The organism is Neisseria sp. P0014.S009 (genome assembly GCF_051958155.1).
GTDB lineage: Bacteria > Pseudomonadota > Gammaproteobacteria > Burkholderiales > Neisseriaceae > Neisseria > Neisseria flavescens_C.
The window spans coordinates 22,472-36,530 of the sequence record NZ_JBQCVS010000005.1; the positions used below are offsets into that span (position 1 = coordinate 22,472).

The window sequence follows — 14,059 nt, forward strand, 5'->3', positions numbered from 1 at the left end:
AGATATGTTAAGTGCCGATTATGGTCGATACGATGAGTCAGTCAGTGGTTCATTTAAGATTTTTAGCATTTTTTTCTCATGATCTTTTATCTCGCTTTCTGTCCAGTTTTCGTAACTCATCATAATAGCTTGTTTTAAGCTATCATAAGTATCCTTTTCTTTGTAATACTGCCGTTTCCAATCTGGAAGTTTATTACTGAAACTGGAATTTTTACTTTGAGATAACAAATATAGATTGCCAAAATTATCTAAGACATTTGTATCTAATTTATCTAGGCCAAAATCTTGAGAGGGATTTTGTGGGTAATGGTGCTCAACCGAGCTTCTAAAACTAAATCTAAAATTTTTCCAGATAGATTGTTTAGATTGGTTAATAGCTGAAAAGACCTCTACCTTGTCTTGATATTTCCATAATTGATAATCCAAGCGATTAAATACAAAATTTGGGACGTTTACTCCATCATTCCAAGACTTATGTACTGAAGGGGTGGTGTAATTATCATTTAAGATAATTTTCATAAAATCCCTGTTTCCATTGCAGTTGTTTTCAAAATAAAATTTATCACAAAGATTTTCAAGAAACTGAATATATGTCTCTTGAGTAATACTTTTCTTATTCTCGAATAACCAACGCAATGTAGCATATAGCCAGTTTTTATAGATTCGGGATGGATTAGAAACATGAAACATAGAAAGCAACATTATTGCGTTTTTAGTTCTATCATTAGTTTCTTCAGTATCATTGGAATCATTATTATCGTCATTGTCGTCACTGAAAACATTTTTATAGTAATAATTCTTTGATTCCTTTTTTTTGATTTCCCATAAAGACCAATGCTCATCTTCTGAACGTAGTGAATTTGATTTAATAATATATTTATCAAACAAATGCCGACAAGATAGCAATATATCTATAAAATTTACAATCTTTTCTTTGTCCCAGTCTTCATTGTCAAAAGCACGCAAAAGTTCTTTTTCATCCAGAGGAATCTCTTTAAAGGTAATTTTGTTAATGTCAGTAGGATCAGTAGGAAATTTTTCTAGATAAATTTTCAAGATATGCATTAAGAAGTTAGGGAAATCAATAACGGAATTAAAACGCCCATCTGTCTGCTCGTTTGTTTTTTCTTTGGAAGAGTGAATATCCCCATTATCGGCGGTTATCAATTGACGAATTGATTGTTCTTCATTTGCGGAGCCTTGAGTTTTTTCTGCATCAGCAATATTCTCAATAATGCCATTGAATTTTTTTGGAATAGTATTTTCGCAATTTTTGCCAAAAATATTTTCTCTAAGTGACGAATTAATTTCCATTACAACATATCGGCTCATGTCAGAACACGCATCCCAAATTTTGGCGAAAATAGAGCGTTCACTATCTGTGTCTAAAACCTTCATTAAAGTAGCCTTGATAATCTCATGTTTTTCTAATTGCTCTCCCCGCGTATTCATAATTTCAAAGTAATGATTGAGGTCGGTGTCTTCGGGTACTTCGGTTCTAATAATTTTAACGTTTTCTTGTAAGAACTCTGCCAAACCCATTCTTTCTTTTTCTGTTCTCTCAGTTTCCCAATATTTTTTTATTGATTTTAAAGCATTTTTAAAAACATCAGGTATGGAGTCAGAGTCAAGATGTCCTAAGGCATCGTCGGAGTCATTTCTATGCTCAAAGGATACATTTCTAACAAAGGTATCTGATTTTAAGTAGTGCATGATTTTTAAGTAGTGCATGATTAAAGTCAGTGTGGTCAATCGTTGTTGTCCATCTATGACTTCTAAATCTCCATTTTCTCTTTTATAAATGACTAAGCTGCCAATATAATAATTATTCTTATTATTCTTATTATTCTTATTTTTCTCATATGCATTCCATAGGTCTTGAATAAGAAGGCTGATCTCATCATCTCCCCATGCGTAATTACGTTGATAAATAGGAATAATATATTTGTCTTTATTTAAATTTAATAATTCATTTATGGTTAATGTTTTTACGTAATCATTATTTGTTTTCATCTTTAATTTCCAAAATCTCTTTTATTTTAGGGTCTACATGTTTTGAAAAATTGACTTTTCCGGTTTGTTGAATAAAACGCATTATTTGTTCGGGAGTAATGGATCTTTCAATATAAGAAATTAATCCGGCTGGAGCACTAGCCTTTTTCTCAATGGTCGTGAAGGTAATGCGCTGATATTCTACCCGAGTACGGTAAGCCCATAGAAAAGCTTTGGTTATAAATTCTTCAAAATGGCTTTCTCCAAATTTATCAAAGTAGAACAATACGGTACATTCAAATAAATTTCTAATGTATTTATCACCAGTTCGATAGCTGTATTTATGATTGTTTAAAAAAGCCATTACTCCTTTTTCTAAATCAATTCCATTAATAGAATGAATTTTATCTAACAATCCATCCTTTTCTTTGAATAGTTTTTCATAGATGGCTGTATAATGTTCAATATAATCAAAGAAATATTTTCCATTGATTAACACTTGTGTGGCCTGAAATGCTGATATTGATCGATATAAAAATGGATTTTCATGTAATAATTTTTGTATGGTATGAGTAGCTAATATTCCGTGTAAATAAGGATAATCAACTTTTTCATGAACGCCTTTAAATGTATCTAATTCATCTGATGTAAATATTTCTGCATTCTCTTTGTAATGCCAGCGGCGAAGTCTAAATAAGATATAATTGATAATTTTATCTAAATTATTTATATCATTAGACATTGCAGATTTTTCCCAGCGTTCGACACATTGGTGAATGACCTTCTCGTCTTTATCCCTCATGTCTCTTAAATGATAGGCTTTTAAGAGGTCATAAGATTCTAAAGGTTTGCCTCTGGCATTTTGTGAATCAAAAAATTGAAAAGCCTCATCTAAGTCATTTAATTCAATACAAACCATTTCACACCTGTTAAGGAGGTAATCCTTAAATTCATTTGTGAAATTATAGTTTTTAAGAAAATTATAGTTCGTTGTAATATTATTTTTGCTGATGCTATGATTCGGTTTTTCCTTTAAAAGAGACACATCCTTCCCCAGTTTATGAAGCAATAACGAGAGTGTAATAAGCCGCTGTTGGCCATCTACTATTTCAGAACAGTCGTTATTTTTATTTAAAACAATTGTTCCGATGCGGTATATTTTTTTCCCCTCCCTAAAATTTTGGAGCAGGTCATCGATTAATTGTTGTACATTTTTGATTGTCCATTTGTATGGTCTTTGATAATTAGGGATACTCAAATTTAATTTAAATATGTCATCAATCTTGAGTATTTCTGCTTTTTCTATGCTCATATAGATACCCCTTAGTATGAAAAATAGGTAAACATTATAGACTACAATCGGCAAACTACTACCGACATATCATCATAAACTCTTTGTTTCGCAATTAATTTACGAAATACAGTCAGACGGGACTTATCGTTATCATATTGTTGCCAAATTTTTTCTCTTATTTCTTCTGAAAGAGCGTCGCTTAGGCCGTCTGAACAAAGCAGCAGGCTTTCTCCTGCTTTAAGCGTAAGTTCGATATGGCACATTTTGTCTTGGAATTCGGAATAATCTGCTGCTAGATAAGAAGAAACGCCGCCATATATGGTGGCGAACTCTTCTTCTTTTTTATCCGACAAATCATCCAGCAATTCGGAGAGTATCGAGTGATCTTGGGTCAGTTGCTTCCATTTTCCTTGTGTATCAATCAAATAGGCGCGACTGTCGCCTACGCTGATGATTTTGGTTTTGCCGGTGGTTTGGTCGATTTCGGTGGCAACAAAAGTGGTTGAGGAACCAAAATAATCCTCTGCCAGCTCTTGAGATAAAGCGGCTTGTACATGATTGATGATTTGACGGCTGAGTTTGGCTGTGCGGCTTAATAGGTGCATGGCGGATTTGCTGGCTTTTTCGGGACGGTTGCTATTGGAAATGCCGTCGGCTATCCCGATGATAAAGCGTGGACGGGTTTCAAGGCGTGTTTCAGCGGTCTTGAGTTTATATTGAAACACTTGTTCGCCGTTAAAAAGGGCATCTTGGTTGTGTTGTTTGTTGCTGCCGATTTGTTGGCAAAAGGTGATTTCGCAAAATTTGTTCATGATTTGTCTGTTTGTTGGGTGAATATTCATTGCAGGCTTTTCATTTTTTCTAACCCTCCGGATTTACACTTGGGTAATACGTTTGAAATTTGATGATTAAGGTTAAAGGCCGTCTGAACAGTTTTCAGACGGCCTTTACTGCGTTTAACCAAGTACTAATTAACTGCTAATTTTGTCATGTTTTAATACATCCATCGAAACCCGAATACACATTTGAAAAGGAAATCAAACATGAAAAAATTCTTATTGACCGCTATCGTTGCTTTGTCTGCCGCTACTGCCGGTGCCAGTGATTATATCGAACACAAAATCTACAGCGACAAAAACTTCGAGCAAAATCGTGCTAAAGCCGTAAAAATGTTGGAACAACGCGGCTATCAAGTTCACGATGTTGACGCCGATAGCCGTCGGGGCCAGCCTGTGTTGGATATCGAGGCTTTTAAAGATGGCCGTGAGTACGACATTGTTTTGTCTTACCCTGATTTGAAAATTATTAAAGAACGCATCGATTATTAATATTTCGATATAAAGTGGATTGTCGCAGGGCTTTTGGTCCTGCGACAGTTTGCTATTTAGGCATTTAAAGAATGTAAACAGCATGTAAATTACCTGAAATAAATGAACTAAATATGCTTTTTATTTTCCATTTAATTCAAAGTGTTTGATGTTGGGAGTCATGATATGAGTTTGAATGATTGGAAGGAAGATGGTCGGCCGAAGCAGATGGGTGACCAAGAAAAACCTTTAAACGACGGCGCTGTTGCTGAATCCCAACAGGATGTTGATTTTTGGGATCGTAATCAAAACGGTGTTGTTGAAAACGAAGTTGAGGTTGTGGCTGACGCGGTAGAAATTCAGGAAACGGTAGAAGGTCAGGAAGTGGTTGAACATCCTGAGATGCCGTCTGAAAAAAACGAGAAGAAGCCCAAACGCAAAAAAGACAAGGCGAAAAAGAAAAAAAATAAAGCCGAGGATTTGAATGCGTCTGATCTGTTGGGTACGAATAAGGGCGTGGAAACCATGTTCCGCAACGCCGTACGTTCAGAGATGGAATTGTTGGCGCTGGCGGCAACCAAAGCGAATATTATGATTTCGCTGAATGGTTTTATTGTTTCTGCGCTGATGATTTCGGGCGCGTTTATTTTTTCATCGTCGCCCGAATTTTTGATTCCGGCCAGTACGTTTATGATTACCGCCGCCGCGTCCATCGTGTTTGCGCTTCTGTCCGCTTCGCCGGAACGTATCGGTAAAATGCAAGCGGCGCGTACATGGTTTAAGGATTTTGTCCGTGGTCGTTCTAAGCTGCGGGATTTGAAAACCCGCCTCAGTAGTACCGAAACGCGCTTTTTTGGCGGCAGCCAACCCAATATTTTGATTTATGAAGACCGTGTGAAACTGCAAAAAGATCAATATTGGGAAATGATGCAGGAGATTATGGGCGATCGTAAACAAATCTATGAAAAGATGAGCGACCATCTTTATTGGCTCGGTTTGTTGGCGGATAAACAGTTCAAATACATCAATTTGTCTTACGCGGTATTTCGCTGGGGCTTGCTGGCTTCACTGGTGGCGTTTATCGGTGTGAAAACATTGCCGTCATTGCTGATACCGCCGGCCAACAATGCGGCAGAGTTGCGTTCGATGGGAATCAATATGTTTAACGGTGTGTACGAGCCTTCCGCCGTACAACAGCTTCCGGACGGCAAGTTGCTGATTGCGGAAGACGAACCCAACCATGCGTTCAGTATCATCAGTATTGATAAAACCGGCAGGTTTGTGGAAGACGAGGCATTGGATACGCGCGTGATTACCGGTTTCAAACGCCGTCTCAGCGACTTGGAGGCTTTGGCGCGTGACGATGAAGGCTTTATCTACGCGATGACTTCACACTCGCGCACCCGTAAAGGCAACCGCTCGCCTGACCGCGAACACTTGATGCGCTTTAAAATCCAAGACGGCAACGTGTTGGGGCTGACCAGCTACGATAATCTGACGCAGGTTTTGGAAACTGATCACAAGCTGCATGATTTGATTCGCGAGCGAACCAAGGCAGAAGTTTCCTTTGACGAAATCAATATTGAGGGCATGGCGTTTGATCCGGTGAAAAAACGTCTCGTTTTGGGCTTCCGTGATCCTGAGTTCAACAATATGGCTTTAGTTGCGTTTATCAGCAATCCGAAAGATGTGTTCGAGCGCAATGCCAAGCCTGAGTTTGATGAAGTGGCCGTGATTGATATTGATGGCGGCGGTATCCGTTCCCTCAACTATGATCCTGTGTTGAAAACCTACGTTATCGCCAATGAAGTGAAGGATGAGAATGGACAGAAATTCTCACAACTGTGGACTTGGAGCGGTAATCCGACCGATGAACCGCAAAAAATCTCTCTGCCTAATCTGCAACACATCACCAACGTTGAAGCTGTTGATTCGATTACCATTAACGGCAAGCCGCAGATGATTTTGATGGGTGACGAAGGTAATGCTTCGCAGAAAATTACTGCCAAGTATATGTTGGTAGATTACAGTCAGTTGGGTAAACAGTAAGTTATCTCGGCTGATGGATAAAAGGCCGTCTGAAACCGATAGTTTATGGTTTCAGACGGCCTTTTTTGTTTTCAGTAAAACAGGTTGATGGGTTTAAATACGCTAATCAACGATGATTAACCCAAGAACGTGGACAAGTTTCAGACGGCCTTCAAGCCATTGATGACGCGTTTGTAGCAGGTATAAACCAATGCCGCGCAGGCCAGCCACATAAGGATATAGAAAGTCGAATGGAAGCTGCCGGCGATTGCATACCATACTGCCAATGCGCCGATAAAGAATGCGCGGTCGCTTTTGCCGAATGGCCCGTCATAACGACGGCCGTTGCCATGAACTTGTCCCAAAACGCCACAAAACTCGGTCATTGCCGCCAGCCAAATAAACAGGGCGATTTGCACGCCGCCGAAGGGCGCGATGAAGGCAAAAGGCAGATACAAAGCAGCATCGGCGGCAATATCGGTGATTTCATTCAAATAACCGCCTAATGCCGATTGCTGGCCGAACTCCCGTGCCAACATACCGTCCATTGCATTCAGCGCCATGCGGACAAACAACCAGATCGGCAAAAGCCAGAATAATGTGGATACACCTGCAAACAATGCTAAAAGTAAACCGATCAAAATGGAAACAGCGCAGGCAAACAGAGTGACCTGATTAGCAGTAATACCTTTTTGATACAGTCGCTTAACAATGGGGCGCAACAGGTTTTGAAATTTTGGTTTCAGGGCGTAGATGCTCATAATTATGCTATATAAAAGAAAATGAAGTGCCGTGATTATAGACGAAATCCGTTATAATCCGTCAATCTTCAAATCACGCGGTTCGCAAACCTCCCGCGTTAACAAAACTAGGAATTTACAATGGAAAAACAGCAATCCCTCGTTATTTTTTCGGGCGGGCAAGATTCAACAACCTGCCTGATTCAGGCAATTCAAACATATGGCCGTGAAAATGTGCAGGCCATCACTTTTCAATATGGGCAACGCCACGCCATCGAATTGGAGCGAGCGCGTTGGATTGCCCAAGATTTGGGTGTAAAGCAGACGGTACTCGATTTGAGCCTGATGCAACAGATTACACACAATGCCTTGATGGATGATACGGCGTCCATTGAAACAGCTTCAGACGGCCTGCCCAATACATTTGTAGATGGACGCAATGCTTTATTTTTGCTTTATGCCGCTATTTACGCCAAAGGACAGGGGATACGCCATATCATTGCCGGCGTGTGTGAAACCGATTTTTCTGGTTATCCCGACTGCCGCGATGTGTTCGTCAAGTCGATGAATGTTACGTTGAACTTGGCCATGGATTACGCTTTTCAAATTCACACGCCCTTGATGTACTTGACCAAAGCGCAAACATGGGCGCTGGCAGATGAAATGGGTGTGTTGGATTACATTCGCGAGCGCACGCATACCTGTTATAACGGCGTGGTCGGTGGTTGTCATGAATGTCCGAGCTGTATTTTGCGCGAGCGCGGTTTGTCAGAATATTTGGAAAGTAAAAAGGCCGTCTGAATTAAGAGGGGTATATATTTCCAATATCCAGTTGTACGAAAAGGCCGTCTGAAAAATTCATTTCAGACGGCCTTTGGCTATGTATTTTGTTCTGCTTAGAACAGTAAATCTGCCGGTTCGCTGCTTGCCGGAGCATCTTTCACAGGAGCAGAGGCTGGGGCAGTAGCTGGTTCGGAAGCGGCGTTAGGTGCAGAAGCAGGAGCATTGGCCGGAGTGGTTGCCGGTTTGGCAGCCGGTTTTGCCGGTTGCACCGGAGTCGGACGAACGCTTTGTTTCGGTTCGGATGCTGCCTTGTTGGTATCGTCGGTAGCATCGACTTCGATTTCAGTTCCTTGAGGCAATACCACATCTTTAGCCGGAGCCGGTTTCGGTATGACTTTAGGTTTGCTGTAAGCATCCGTGCCGCTGGTCCATGCCAAAGATTTCAAAGGCGATTTGAGTTTCACGCCTTTGGCGCAGGTCAGACAGTTTGCCGCGCCGGTGCGTCCTTTCAGGATTGCATCCACACGCGCGGCAGGAATGGTTTTGCCGTGTGCTTTTGCCCAAGCGGCAATGCTTTTTTTCAGGGCAGCCGCATCAAGGTTTTTCTTGTCGTATGGGTCGCGATAGGCAGCTAGCCACAAGTTTTGGTTGGCATCTTCGTTCAGACTTGCCATTTGATAGATAACGGAGGCAGGAGAACCTGTTGCGATGGTTTTAGCGAATTCCAATGCGTCAGGCGATTTCATGCGCACGCAACCATGGCTGCGGACGCCGGGTACGCTGGCAGGGGCATTGGTGCCGTGAATGCCAAGGCTTAATTTAGGGTCGCCAAGACGGACAAATACCGGGCCCAGCGGGTTATTCGGGCCGGCCGGTACGCTTTTAACTCCGTCATTGCGTTCTTTTTGGATGGATTTAGGGATATGCCAAACCGGGTTGTAGGCTTTTGCGCCTATTTTATGTTCGCCCAGATTGGTTTGGGTCATGGCTTTGCCGACGGCAACAGGATAAATTTTGCTCAGTTTACCGTTGTCGTAGAGGAACAAACGCTGTTGCGTAATATTGATAACGACGTGTTGTCCGGAAGAGGCGGGGGAGACGTCTGGAATAAGTGTGTTTGCAGCAGCGGCTGAAGTTAAAAGGGCGGCGGTCAGGCCGAACAGTATTTTTTTCATGTCGTCTTTTTTTGTAGGGTTTGAAATGAAAGTTTTTGGCGCATGATACCTGAAACTCTGTGTTTTTGTGAGAAAATATGCGCTTTCGGTATTGGAAGACAGTCAGACGGCCGGTAAGCGGCTGTCTGACGGAAACGGTATGAGTGTGAAAGAACGGTATCAAGAGACGGAAGTTTTTTCTTTGGATTATGAGGGCAGGGGTGTTGCCAGAGTTGGTGGGAAGACCGTATTTATTGGCGGTGCACTGCCTGGGGAGCGTGTAACGTTTGTCATACATAAAGAGAAAAAACAGTTTGCAGAGGCTCAAGTTGAAAAGGTTTTGAAGGCTTCTTCCGAACGTGTCGAACCAGCCTGTTGCTATTTTGATACATGTGGCGGCTGTTCGCTTCAACATGTTTCTTTCGGAGCGCAAGTTGCGTTAAAGCAACGGATTTTGGAAGAGCAGTTGGAACGGATAGGTAAGGTCAAGCCTGAAATAATTTTACCTCCCTTATATGGTTACTCCTGGTATTATCGCGATAGGGCACGTTTAAGTGTTTCGGTGGATAAGCAAGGCCGTCTGAAACTCGGTTTTCAGGCCAAAAAAAGCCATGATGTTATCAATATCCGCCATTGCCAGATTTTGCCTAAACATGTGTCCGATAGATTGCCTGATGTCCGTAATTTGCTGCAAAAGCTGCATGATGATGGTGTAAAAGTGAAATTTGTTGAGTTTTATTGCGGAAAAAATGTGACCGTATTCAACATTCGTTTCGTAAATCAACCGTTTGGACAAATATTAAGCGAATTGCGTAATTGGTTTGATAAGATATTGTCGGGTGCTGAAAAGGCATGGCAAATATGGCTGCAGGATCATGCCGAGTCCTTGCCGTTTTACCCTGAGAACGCGCCTGCCCTGAACTATACTTTTGCTCAATTTGATGTGGAAATGCCTTACAAGCCGGGTGATTTTACGCAGATTAATGCGCAATTGAACGAAGTGATGGTGGCAAGGGCGGTCAGGCTTTTAAACCCTCAAAAAGGGGAGAGGATTGCCGATTTGTTTTGCGGTTTGGGCAATTTTAGTTTGCCGCTGGCAAAAAGTGGTGCATCGGTTGTCGGTATTGAAGGTGCCGATTATTTGGTCGATAGGGCAAGGGAAAATGCACGCCTGAATCGTTGTGCCGAGAATATGACGTTTTCTGTTGCAGACTTGTTCGATACCGATGAAAAAACTGTTGAGTCGTGGGGGCAATTTGACAAGATGTTGCTGGATCCTCCGAGAAACGGGGCTTATGCTGTTGTCAAATCGCTACACAAGCCGTTTTTGCCTCAGAAGATAGTGTATGTTTCGTGTAATCCATCAACATTTGCAAGAGATGCCGGGGTCTTGGTTGATAAGGGCTATAAGTTTAAGGCAGCGGGAATCATGAATATGTTTGCACAAACCTCGCATGTTGAATCCATTGGTGTGTTTGAGTTGTAAATTGGTATCAAGTCCTTTATGTAAGTAGGGTTTTAAATGTAAAAATGAGTGCATTCATGTTATCATCATTCGTTTGGGGAATGAATAACGTTGAAGTTGCGTGTAAAGCAACAGATGTTAATAAATGCAGTTTGCAGCACAAGACCGGGAGGTGTTCTTGAACTATCAACTTTTAACTATTTTTTTGCTGGTGCTTTTTTTGCTGGTGTTGGTTTTTGTTCGTCATAAACAAAGTAACAATTCAGACAAACAAAGCGCGCATGCATCAAAAAGCGGCCGTACATCTGCTGCTCATACAGCCTCCTCTGAGGATGGAAACGACTGGATTGAGAAAGTCAACCAGACTGTTTCCAATGCGGATAATCAAGACTGGGAATGGGGTGGAAGCGGCTCAAACGATGCAACAACTTCTGTTTCCGCACAAGAAGTCGATCCGTTGACCGAATATCAGGTTTATAAACAGTTTGGCTATGAGAGCAAAGCAGCGGAGTCTTTGGCTGGTTATCTCAATACTTTGGAAGACGGTGCGCCGGAAAAGCTGGTTCATGAATTAATCGGTTTGAATCTGCGAGTCGGCAATATCGATATGCTGGCGGATACGCTTGAGCGTCATAGTACTTCCCTTTCTGAAGATAGCGTAGCTGAATATCTGAAAGCCGGTCTGGCTTTGGATTCTACTAACCTGCGTCTGCGTGTTTTTGCCGAGCGTTATCTCGGTTGGAATATGCAGGAAGTGGACCGTCAAATTGGCGAACAAAATGGTTTGGAAGTTGCTTCCGACGAGCATATTGCCTTTGAGAACGATTCGGTTGAGCGCATTTTTGTGCCAGGTATGGGCAAACGTGCGCCTATCGTATTAGGCAAGAAAGATTTTGGCGAAATCAGCCCTGAAGAGATGGGTGCGGTTATTGGTTTTGCCAAACCGGAACGCAGTGCAAAAATCCTGAAAGACAAGATTAGCTACGAGACTGCTTTGCATCAATACAACAAAGCAATCCAAACTTCTGCGAAGCCGGCTGGTCTCATTATCGATGCCTTGCGTCTGGATTATCAGAATGAAGAAGTAGGGCAGTTTGCCAAGCATCTGTGGAAGCTTTACCACTCTTTGGGTCAATATGGCCGTCAAGTAAAAGAACGTATGCTTGGTTGGGGTTATAGCCTTGGTTATCACGAAATTTTTGATGATTTGGAAAAAGGGCCGTCTGAACAGCAAATTAAAGAGATTGGCTTGAAACGCGGTTATATCCAGCCAAGTTCTTTGCAGATGAAAGCCAAATATCGTGAGTTGGTTCAAAAAGACTCTTCAGTCATCAGCGCGAGCTCTTCACCTGCAGATGAAGCTGTGAAAGAAGTCGAATCTTTGTTGGCCTATGGTCAGTTGGATTTGGCCATCGGTACTTTGGAACAGGCTGTTTTGCAGTATCCTCAAGAATCGCAGTTGTACATTATCTTGTTTGATTTGTACGAACGCGTTGAAGATTGGGGACGTTTGGAACAATTTCTGCGCTTGTTGCGTGAACGTGTTGTCAGCCTGCCTGAAGAGGTTGTCTTGGCAATGAGTCGTCTCTTGCAACGAATGAACCAATATTCAAAAAAATAAGATAATCGTAGAAAGTACGAGTGATGAATAATCATTTACCAAAAATTAAAACCATACGGGTTATGTTACAGGAGATGGGTGAGCAACAGCAGGCGGTATTCCGTATGGCATTTAAAATGCACAATACGACGAATTACGTCATCGTTTCCCCTGATTCTGATGAAAAACCGGATTTGGTATTGGTTGATACCGATACTCCGGCAGGTGTAGAAGCTTGGAAAGAGTCGAAGAAAACTTATCCGGAAGTACCTGTGGCTATGTTTTCTTCCGAGTTGCCGACAGTAACGACTCCTTATTTGGCTAAGCCGGTCAAATTTGATACCTTGTTTCCTGTTTTGCGCAGCCTGGCTCAAGGCGGTAATGTTTTTGAGCCGTCTGAGCAACAAGCGGCTGAAGAGAATAAAAGACAATCAAATTCCGATGGCACTAGAAAAGCAACCATTCGCCGATTTAATCCAAATAAAGGCTTGTTGGGTGCGCTGAAATTTGCCAGTCAAGGACACCAAGATATTGCCGTCTTGCATGAAGGCAAGCCGATATTAATCGTGTTTCCTAGTATTCAGCGTGTACTGTTGACAGTCACTGCCAATGAGTTGGAGAAATTGTGTAAGAACGATAACTTGGCTGTCGTGTGTAAGGCTGTTCCTGATAATCCTCAATGGAAAGAAAAAGCCAAAGTCACCATTATGTCATGCTTGTGGCAAATGGCTATTTGGACTGCATCAGGCCGTCTGATTTATCCGATGACGCCGCAAACTGTTTTTACACTCAAGCGGTGGCCAAACTTAACCCGTTTGGCACATGTTCCGGAATCTATGCGTCTGTCGGCATTTCTGACAAAAACGTCTGTTAATCTGAACATCCTCTATAAAGTTATGCCTTTAGAAATGCCTGATATTTTAAATTATTTATCGGCAACATATATGACAGGCTTTTTGGCAACAGATACAGAGTTTGCAACTGATGCGAACAATACGCCTTCGTTGAATGAACAGATTGATGTGAATAGCAAAGACGTACCTGAAACAGCAATGAGCAAAGAGGCTCAAAAAATTGCCGGTCCGTCGAAAGAACAACCTCGCGGCCTGTTGCAACGCCTGATGCGTAAGTTGCTGGGTAAATCGTAAAGGACACGTCATGAAAGAAAATAAAATTATCTTTACCGGTCCTGTTGGCGTAGGTAAAACCACTGCAATTTCAGCTTTATCTGATGAACCACCAGTTCAAACCGATGCATCCGCATCCGATATGACACTTGTCCGCAAGGGGTACACGACTGTGGCGATGGACTACGGTGTCATTCATTTGGATGAGGAAACCAAGGTTCATCTGTATGGTACGCCTGGTCAGGAGCGTTTTAATTTCATGTGGGAAATTCTGAGCCAAGGCAGTATGGGCTTGGTGCTTCTTTTGGATAATACAAGAAGCAATCCATTGAAAGACCTGCAATTCTTCTTGGATGCATTCCGGGAGTTGCTGAAAAAAGCGCCTCTGGTTGTAGGGGTAACAAAGATGGATATCCGATCCTTACCAAGCGTGGATGTTTATCAAAAATATTTAGCACAGAATAATTTTAATGTCCCGGTTTTTGAGATTGATGCGCGTCGAGAAGACGATGTAAAACAATTGGTTACTGCCATGTTGTTCTCAATTGACCCCGGATTAGAGGTATAAG

The 14,059-nt window shown here is 41.9% G+C and carries 12 protein-coding genes and 1 riboswitch; of the genes, 7 read left to right on the forward strand and 5 right to left on the reverse strand.

Annotation, left to right across the window (positions count from 1 at the left end; translation table 11 throughout):
- Positions 1-18: 18 nt before the first annotated feature.
- Genes ACTHS4_RS05280 through ACTHS4_RS05290 form a run of 3 tightly spaced genes read right to left on the reverse strand, consistent with a single transcriptional unit; the run spans position 19 to position 4,098 of the window.
- Positions 19-2,013: a DUF262 domain-containing protein gene (locus tag ACTHS4_RS05280; protein WP_371460388.1), complete on the reverse strand. Its 1,995-nt coding sequence runs from the start codon at positions 2,011-2,013 to the stop codon at positions 19-21.
- Positions 2,000-3,304: a DUF262 domain-containing protein gene (locus tag ACTHS4_RS05285; protein ID WP_070825950.1), complete on the reverse strand. Its 1,305-nt coding sequence runs from the start codon at positions 3,302-3,304 to the stop codon at positions 2,000-2,002. The genes ACTHS4_RS05280 and ACTHS4_RS05285 overlap by 14 nt, the downstream gene beginning before the upstream one ends.
- A 41-nt stretch (positions 3,305-3,345) precedes the next feature.
- Complete coding sequence (locus tag ACTHS4_RS05290; RefSeq protein ID WP_070825951.1) at positions 3,346-4,098, reverse strand: PP2C family protein-serine/threonine phosphatase; 753 nt, start codon at positions 4,096-4,098, stop codon at positions 3,346-3,348.
- Positions 4,099-4,329: 231 nt separating this feature from the next.
- Between ACTHS4_RS05290 and ACTHS4_RS05295 the strand changes: the two genes are divergently transcribed.
- Together ACTHS4_RS05295 and ACTHS4_RS05300 are read left to right on the forward strand one after the other, a co-directional pair.
- A complete protein-coding gene (locus ACTHS4_RS05295; protein WP_070825952.1) occupies positions 4,330-4,614 on the forward strand; it encodes a PepSY domain-containing protein in 285 nt (94 codons plus the stop codon).
- 381 nt (positions 4,615-4,995) lie between these two features.
- Positions 4,996-6,642, forward strand: coding sequence for a Pycsar system effector family protein (locus ACTHS4_RS05300; RefSeq protein WP_371460397.1), 1,647 nt, complete (start codon positions 4,996-4,998; stop codon positions 6,640-6,642).
- A 140-nt stretch (positions 6,643-6,782) separates the two neighbouring features.
- Here ACTHS4_RS05300 and ACTHS4_RS05305 read toward each other — a convergent pair whose 3' ends face one another.
- Positions 6,783-7,382, reverse strand: a complete 600-nt coding sequence (locus ACTHS4_RS05305; RefSeq protein WP_070712245.1) for a CDP-alcohol phosphatidyltransferase family protein — start codon at positions 7,380-7,382, stop codon at positions 6,783-6,785.
- Positions 7,383-7,453: 71 nt separating this feature from the next.
- A riboswitch (PreQ1 riboswitch) is annotated at positions 7,454-7,499 on the forward strand.
- A gap of 3 nt (positions 7,500-7,502) precedes the next feature.
- Here ACTHS4_RS05305 and queC point away from each other — a divergent pair.
- Positions 7,503-8,162 (forward strand): 7-cyano-7-deazaguanine synthase QueC, encoded by a 660-nt coding sequence (queC, locus tag ACTHS4_RS05310; protein WP_070825954.1) that lies wholly within the window; start codon positions 7,503-7,505, stop codon positions 8,160-8,162.
- Between the two features lie 95 nt (positions 8,163-8,257).
- Here queC and ACTHS4_RS05315 read toward each other — a convergent pair whose 3' ends face one another.
- Positions 8,258-9,319, reverse strand: a complete 1,062-nt coding sequence (locus ACTHS4_RS05315; protein ID WP_070825955.1) for a L,D-transpeptidase — start codon at positions 9,317-9,319, stop codon at positions 8,258-8,260.
- A 139-nt stretch (positions 9,320-9,458) separates the two neighbouring features.
- Here ACTHS4_RS05315 and rlmD point away from each other — a divergent pair, with 139 nt between their 5' ends.
- The 4 genes from rlmD (at position 9,459) to ACTHS4_RS05335 (ending at position 14,058) form a co-directional block, all read left to right on the forward strand.
- On the forward strand, positions 9,459-10,784 hold the full coding sequence (gene rlmD, locus ACTHS4_RS05320; protein ID WP_070825956.1) for a 23S rRNA (uracil(1939)-C(5))-methyltransferase RlmD: 1,326 nt from the start codon (positions 9,459-9,461) through the stop codon (positions 10,782-10,784).
- Positions 10,785-10,908: 124 nt separating this feature from the next.
- A complete protein-coding gene (locus tag ACTHS4_RS05325; RefSeq protein ID WP_070825957.1) occupies positions 10,909-12,384 on the forward strand; it encodes a 23S rRNA methyltransferase in 1,476 nt (491 codons plus the stop codon).
- A gap of 23 nt (positions 12,385-12,407) precedes the next feature.
- On the forward strand, positions 12,408-13,511 hold the full coding sequence (locus ACTHS4_RS05330; RefSeq protein ID WP_070460113.1) for a response regulator transcription factor: 1,104 nt from the start codon (positions 12,408-12,410) through the stop codon (positions 13,509-13,511).
- Between the two features lie 10 nt (positions 13,512-13,521).
- The gene (locus ACTHS4_RS05335) at positions 13,522-14,058 is read left to right on the forward strand and encodes a GTP-binding protein (RefSeq protein ID WP_003748733.1); all 537 of its coding nucleotides are present in this window, start codon (positions 13,522-13,524) and stop codon (positions 14,056-14,058) included.
- Position 14,059: the final 1 nt, after the last annotated feature.

Bases quoted from the DNA above. Each gene is read 5' to 3' on its own strand.
- ACTHS4_RS05280 (WP_371460388.1), bottom strand. From the start codon at position 2,013: ATGAAAACAAATAATGATTACGTAAAAACATTAACCATAAATGAATTA.
- ACTHS4_RS05285 (WP_070825950.1), bottom strand. From the start codon at position 3,304: ATGAGCATAGAAAAAGCAGAAATACTCAAGATTGATGACATATTTAAA.
- ACTHS4_RS05290 (WP_070825951.1), bottom strand. From the start codon at position 4,098: ATGAACAAATTTTGCGAAATCACCTTTTGCCAACAAATCGGCAGCAAC.
- ACTHS4_RS05295 (WP_070825952.1), top strand. From the start codon at position 4,330: ATGAAAAAATTCTTATTGACCGCTATCGTTGCTTTGTCTGCCGCTACT.
- ACTHS4_RS05300 (WP_371460397.1), top strand. From the start codon at position 4,996: ATGCCGTCTGAAAAAAACGAGAAGAAGCCCAAACGCAAAAAAGACAAG.
- ACTHS4_RS05305 (WP_070712245.1), bottom strand. From the start codon at position 7,382: ATGAGCATCTACGCCCTGAAACCAAAATTTCAAAACCTGTTGCGCCCC.
- queC (WP_070825954.1), top strand. From the start codon at position 7,503: ATGGAAAAACAGCAATCCCTCGTTATTTTTTCGGGCGGGCAAGATTCA.
- ACTHS4_RS05315 (WP_070825955.1), bottom strand. From the start codon at position 9,319: ATGAAAAAAATACTGTTCGGCCTGACCGCCGCCCTTTTAACTTCAGCC.
- rlmD (WP_070825956.1), top strand. From the start codon at position 9,459: ATGAGTGTGAAAGAACGGTATCAAGAGACGGAAGTTTTTTCTTTGGAT.
- ACTHS4_RS05325 (WP_070825957.1), top strand. From the start codon at position 10,909: ATGCAGTTTGCAGCACAAGACCGGGAGGTGTTCTTGAACTATCAACTT.
- ACTHS4_RS05330 (WP_070460113.1), top strand. From the start codon at position 12,408: ATGAATAATCATTTACCAAAAATTAAAACCATACGGGTTATGTTACAG.
- ACTHS4_RS05335 (WP_003748733.1), top strand. From the start codon at position 13,522: ATGAAAGAAAATAAAATTATCTTTACCGGTCCTGTTGGCGTAGGTAAA.